This is a genomic window from Desulfurellaceae bacterium (assembly GCA_021296095.1).
Classification (GTDB): Bacteria; Desulfobacterota; Binatia; order Bin18; family Bin18; genus JAAXHF01.
Map to the genome: position 1 here is coordinate 1 of JAGWBB010000180.1, position 4,577 is coordinate 4,577.

Annotated in this window: 8 protein-coding genes; 6 read left to right on the top strand and 2 right to left on the bottom strand. The window is 63.2% G+C overall.

Features of this window, described 5'->3' with window-relative positions:
* The 3 genes from J4F42_22630 to J4F42_22640 all read left to right on the top strand — a co-directional run.
* Positions 1-365 (top strand): hypothetical protein (locus J4F42_22630; protein MCE2488319.1); only part of this gene is annotated, 365 nt, incomplete at its 5' end.
* Positions 362-577, top strand: a complete 216-nt coding sequence (locus J4F42_22635) for a hypothetical protein (protein ID MCE2488320.1) — start codon at positions 362-364, stop codon at positions 575-577. The genes J4F42_22630 and J4F42_22635, both read left to right, overlap by 4 nt.
* A 74-nt stretch (positions 578-651) precedes the next feature.
* Positions 652-1,590 carry an alpha/beta hydrolase gene (locus J4F42_22640; protein MCE2488321.1) on the top strand — a complete coding sequence of 313 codons (939 nt, stop codon included), beginning with the start codon at positions 652-654 and terminating at the stop codon, positions 1,588-1,590.
* Between the two features lie 5 nt (positions 1,591-1,595).
* Here the strand turns inward: J4F42_22640 and J4F42_22645 are convergent, their stop codons facing one another.
* A complete protein-coding gene (locus J4F42_22645) occupies positions 1,596-2,003 on the bottom strand; it encodes a nuclear transport factor 2 family protein (GenBank protein ID MCE2488322.1) in 408 nt (135 codons plus the stop codon).
* Positions 2,004-2,230: 227 nt separating this feature from the next.
* On the opposite strand from J4F42_22645, the gene J4F42_22650 reads away from it, so the two are divergent.
* Together J4F42_22650 and J4F42_22655 are read left to right on the top strand one after the other, a co-directional pair.
* Complete coding sequence (locus J4F42_22650; protein ID MCE2488323.1) at positions 2,231-2,506, top strand: type II toxin-antitoxin system Phd/YefM family antitoxin; 276 nt, start codon at positions 2,231-2,233, stop codon at positions 2,504-2,506.
* Position 2,507: 1 nt separating this feature from the next.
* Positions 2,508-2,792, top strand: coding sequence for a type II toxin-antitoxin system RelE/ParE family toxin (locus J4F42_22655; GenBank protein ID MCE2488324.1), 285 nt, complete (start codon positions 2,508-2,510; stop codon positions 2,790-2,792).
* A 134-nt stretch (positions 2,793-2,926) separates the two neighbouring features.
* Here the strand turns inward: J4F42_22655 and J4F42_22660 are convergent, their stop codons facing one another.
* On the bottom strand, positions 2,927-3,805 hold the full coding sequence (locus J4F42_22660) for a hypothetical protein (GenBank protein ID MCE2488325.1): 879 nt from the start codon (positions 3,803-3,805) through the stop codon (positions 2,927-2,929).
* Between the two features lie 13 nt (positions 3,806-3,818).
* Here J4F42_22660 and J4F42_22665 point away from each other — a divergent pair.
* Positions 3,819-4,577, top strand: a 759-nt coding sequence (locus J4F42_22665) for a hypothetical protein (protein ID MCE2488326.1), incomplete at its 3' end; no start/stop codon positions are given.

The following is a 4,577-nucleotide window of genomic DNA, read 5'->3' on the forward strand; positions in this document are numbered from 1 at the left end:
AGTTTGCCCGGACGACGGTGCGGGTGACGACCCTTGGGAGTGACTTCCTGAAGGATGTGCGCCGGACGGTTGTCGTCCCGGACTTCCCCTACCCAGGCGACACCACGACGCTTCGATGGGAAGAGTCTCGCCAGAACTTTCTCATCACCGATGGGCAGCCTGGCAGGGGCGAGGGACATGACCGAATAGCCGGGCTTCAAGCCGTATTGGAAAATCCCTCCGTTGGCTCGTCCCAGAGCGGCGTTGGAGTCATCTCGGGGTGGGCGTGTGAAGCTGAGGAGATCGTCATTGAGCTGGCTGGGACGCCGGTGCGGATACGCAGTCGGTCTGCGGGGATAGCAACAACGGCTTCGGTCTGCTGGTGAACTGGAATACCTTGGGGCCTGGAGAGCACGCGGTTCGGGCGCTGGCCGACGGGGTGGAGTTTGCCCGCACGACGGTGCGGGTGACAACGCTTGGGGGTGAATTCCTGGAGGGCGTGCGCCGGACGCTTGTCGTCCCGGACTTCCCCCATCCGGGCGAGACTACCACGCTGCGGTGGGAAGAGTCGCTCCAGAACTTCGTGATTATTCCCTAATGCTTTTGGCCGAAGCCGATTGAGCGAAAAAGCACTCTGCTTGCCTCCTCACTTCCTGTATGGTGAAACGCCGTATGGCGAAACGTCTCGTCCTCGCCTTTCTTTCCTTTCTCGGAGTCGTGGCCGCGCTGCTGAGCCTGGCCCTGGTGTTCGGTGGCCCCCGGTCGCTCCCTCCGCTGGCCAGTATCAACGCTCCTTTCGCGGCCGTGGACTTCTCCGACCTGCCCCCGCTCCAGCCGTATACGGCCCGGGACGGGACGCGTCTGGTGTTTCGCGCCTACACGTCGAGCCCGGAGCCGGCCGAAGGGTCGGTGGTGCTCATTCACGGCTCGTCGGCGCGCAGCACCAGTCTGCATCCGCTGGCCCGCAGTTTTGGGCAAGCTGGCTACGCGGCCTATGCGCTGGATATGCGGGGGCACGGCGAGTCCGGGACAAAGGGCCAGATTGATTACATCGGTCAGCTTGAGGATGACCTGGAAGATTTTCTGCGTACGACCGAGCCACCCGGCGAAAGACTGCTGCTCGGGTTTTCGGCCGGCGGGGGATTCGCCCTGCGTTTTGCCGCCAGCGACCGACAAGACCTGTTCGACCGCTATGTGCTGCTGGACGCGCCCACGGCTCGGCCAGAAGCCGGCGACTGGGTCGCCGTGGGTATTCCCCGCATCATCGGTCTGACTGTTCTCAACCGTTTCGGCCTGACCCAGCTCAACAGTCTGCCGGTCCAGGCGTTTGCTCTGGGGGCTGAGGCACGTCGGTTTTTGACACCGACCTACTCCTACGCCCTGGCCACGAACTTCCGGCCCCACGACGAATACCGGGCGGATATAGCTGCCGCTGAGCGGCCGCTTCGGGTCCTGGTCGGCGCGGACGACGAGCTGTTCCACGCCGAGCAGTTCCGGCCGGTGTTCGAGGCGGCGGGCGTGCCGGTCCAGATGCTGCCCGGCGTTAGCCACATCGGCCTCACCCTTGAGCCGGCGGCGATCCGGGCCGTTGTCGCGGCAACACAGTGGTGACGGTCTCAGGGGTCCGTGTCCGCCGCCCGGTCCTCAAACAGGGGAACCTTGGCCTTGGCGTAGGTCAGCTTGCGGACCAGCCGGTCGCCCTGGAAGTGCAGCAGGTCGAGCCCGCGCCACGATGTGGGCTGGTCCTTGACTGCAAGCGTGCAGCGCCAGCTGGCCATGACCTTGCCGGTGTCGGCGTCAATAAACAGGTCGTCGTCAAGAAACTGCATCGTGCCGTAGCGGCCGCTGAACTGCGGGAGAAAGGCGGCCCGAATGGCGTCTCTGCCGTGGTTGCGGGTGCCGTTGAACTCGTCGTACACGGCATCGTCGGCAAAAAAGGCCATCACGCCCTCAAGATCGTTGTCGTTGAAGGCGGTCATGAAGCGCTGGGTCAAGTCGGTCAAATGCTGGCGGGCTGTAGCCATCGTGTCTCCTCCTGACTGCTACACAGGTGCTACCCCTCCGGCTGGCGATTTTCAAGGCTGCCTCCAGTCGTCCACAGCCGGTCACGGTCCCGTGCGGCTCTCCCGGAGGGGACGTATACGCAAAGGTCCTGCCTGATGCGTCACCCTTCAGGCGCGCAGCCCTATCCGTATTGCTTGCGTGTCCTCCAGACCTCGGCTAGTCTGAATTCAGACTACTGGAGGGATGTATGCGTATCCTGCCCTTAGCCGAAGCCAAGGCAAAACTGAGTCAGCTGGTGGCTGACGTGGCGACTACCAACGAAGAGGTCACGATCACCAAAAACGGGCGAGCGACGGCCGTCCTGGTGAGCTATGAGGAGTTTGAGAGCTGGCAGGAGACCCTTGCCGTCCTGTCGGACCGGGAACTGGTCGAAGAGATCCGCACCGGCCTGCGGCAGCTGAAACGGGAACGTGGCAGGCCGCTGACGGATGCACAGCTCAAACAGCTCTTTGACGAGGCTTAGCGTGCGCCGGGTTCGACTGCCACGCGAAGTCCACACCGCTATCCGGGCCATGCATCCGCAACTCAAGCAACGCATCCGGGCAGCCTTGGACACCCTCCGAGCGAATCCGTCGGCAGGCAAGCCTCTCCAGCGCGAACTCTCCGGGTGGTGGAGTTTTCGCGTTGGGCGTGTTCGGATTATCTATCGGACAAGCCGAACGGTTCTCGAAGTCAGCGCCATCGGCTCACGAACAAGTATCTATCAGGATGCGAGCCGTCGTGTGGCGAGAGCGTCACGGCGAGGCTGACCGGCCTGGAGAATCGGGCTCGGTCCTGGCAATCCCTATCCATCGGCAAAGGCGCGCTCAACGGCTGCCCGGACCGCCTCGGTCTTGCCGGGCGCACCCGTTGACAAGCCGCACGGCGTTGCCTAGAGTCACGATTAGTGATTCTGTTCGGCTTTCTCTTCGTTGGCCTGTTCGCCGTCCGCGAGAGCCGGAGATCGGAAGAGGACTATTTTCTGGCCAGCCAGACCATCTCCCCCTACAGCCTGGCCTTTTCCAGCACTGCCAGCAAGTTCAGCGGGTTCATTTTTGCCGGCTTCATGGGGGCGGCCTGCCTCAACGGGACCATGGTCATCTGGCTGGGGCTGGGCCTGCTGTTGGGCCACGTTCTCGTCTACGCCCTGGCCGTCTCCCGCTTGCAGTCTATGAATAGCAGCGGCTGGGCCTTGAGCATCGGCGAATTGCTGACCTTCTGGAACGGAGAAAACCGCGTCCTGCTGCGTCGCTTCATCGGCCTCCTGACCCTGTTTTTTCTCAGCTTCTACGCTGCGGCCCAACTGAAAGCCGGCGGTATGGCCCTCGAAGTGGCCCTCGGTCAACCGCTGTACGTCGGCATTCTGCTGAGCACGGCCATCATTCTCTTCTACTGTTGGTCGGGGGGAATTCGCGCCTCCATTTGGACCGACAGCGCCCAGATCATCATGATGACCCTCAGCCTGCTCCTCATCCTGGTCATAGCCGTGGCCAAAGAAGGCGGGATTGCCGAGCTGGTGGCCAGCTTCAACGCGACCGCACCGGGCACTGCCTTTATCCCGCAGAACCTGTCCATTGGCGGCTACAGCGGTTGGATGATCTTCTGCTGCGGCTCGCTGGGTTTTGGCATGTCCATTCTCGGCCAGCCCCACATTCTCATTCGGGCCATGGCCCTGAAAGACGCCCGGGCCACCAAAAAGTTCATCGTCACCAACTACACCTTTGAGGCGTTCTTTGTTCTCCTCTTCACCCTGGTGGGGCTGAGTACCCGGGTGATCCTGCAAGACAGCGGCGCGTTTGAGACCGAATTGGCCCTGTTTTTATCGGCCAAGGAGCTGCTGCCTCCGCTCGCCGTGGGCTTTGTGCTGGCGGGGGGTCTTTTCGTCCACCCTGTCTACCGCCGACTCGCAAATTCTGAGCTGTTCGGCCTCTTTGATGCGGGACCTGCCCGAACCCCCGAAACAATCTCTCTTTCAGGCCAAGCTGGGCACGGTCGGCGTGGCGTGTGCGGCGACGGTCCTGGCCCTGTTTGCCGAACAGGATATCTTTTCGCTGGTCGCCTTTGCCTATACGGGGCTGGGCGCGTCCATCGGCAGCGTGCTGGTGCTGCGCCTCCTCAACGACACGATTTCCGAACGGGGCGCCTTGCTGGTCGCCCTGGTCGGTGGGACAACCGTCGTCGTCTGGAATATGCTGGACCTCACCTCGTATATCAACGAGAGCATCCCCGGCTTCGGCGCCGCCCTCCTGCAAGGCTGTCGCAAAACTGCCCCACGCCTCAGACGCCGGGACCTGAAGTCTACGCCGTTTTTCCACGGCCGACCGCCCTCCGCCCACCCTCACCGCCCGGGCTACTATCCAGAGCCCGACCCCCACGGGACGTGTGATGCATATTGCGTTATCCACCGGCCGAGAAGGCACCCACCCCGGCCTTCGGCCACCCCTCCCAGGAGGGGACCCGCCCCCATCCCCTCCTCGGAGGGGTCCTGCGGAGCAGGGGGGTGGGTTCTTCCCGGTCCGACGCTCAGCGCCCGGCAGGCGAGCGTAGGTTCCTGG

Coding starts and splice junctions, on each gene's coding strand:
- J4F42_22645 (MCE2488322.1), bottom strand. CDS start 2,003: ATGGCTACAGCCCGCCAGCATTTGACCGACTTGACCCAGCGCTTCATG.
- J4F42_22640 (MCE2488321.1), top strand. CDS start 652: ATGGCGAAACGTCTCGTCCTCGCCTTTCTTTCCTTTCTCGGAGTCGTG.
- J4F42_22650 (MCE2488323.1), top strand. CDS start 2,231: ATGCGTATCCTGCCCTTAGCCGAAGCCAAGGCAAAACTGAGTCAGCTG.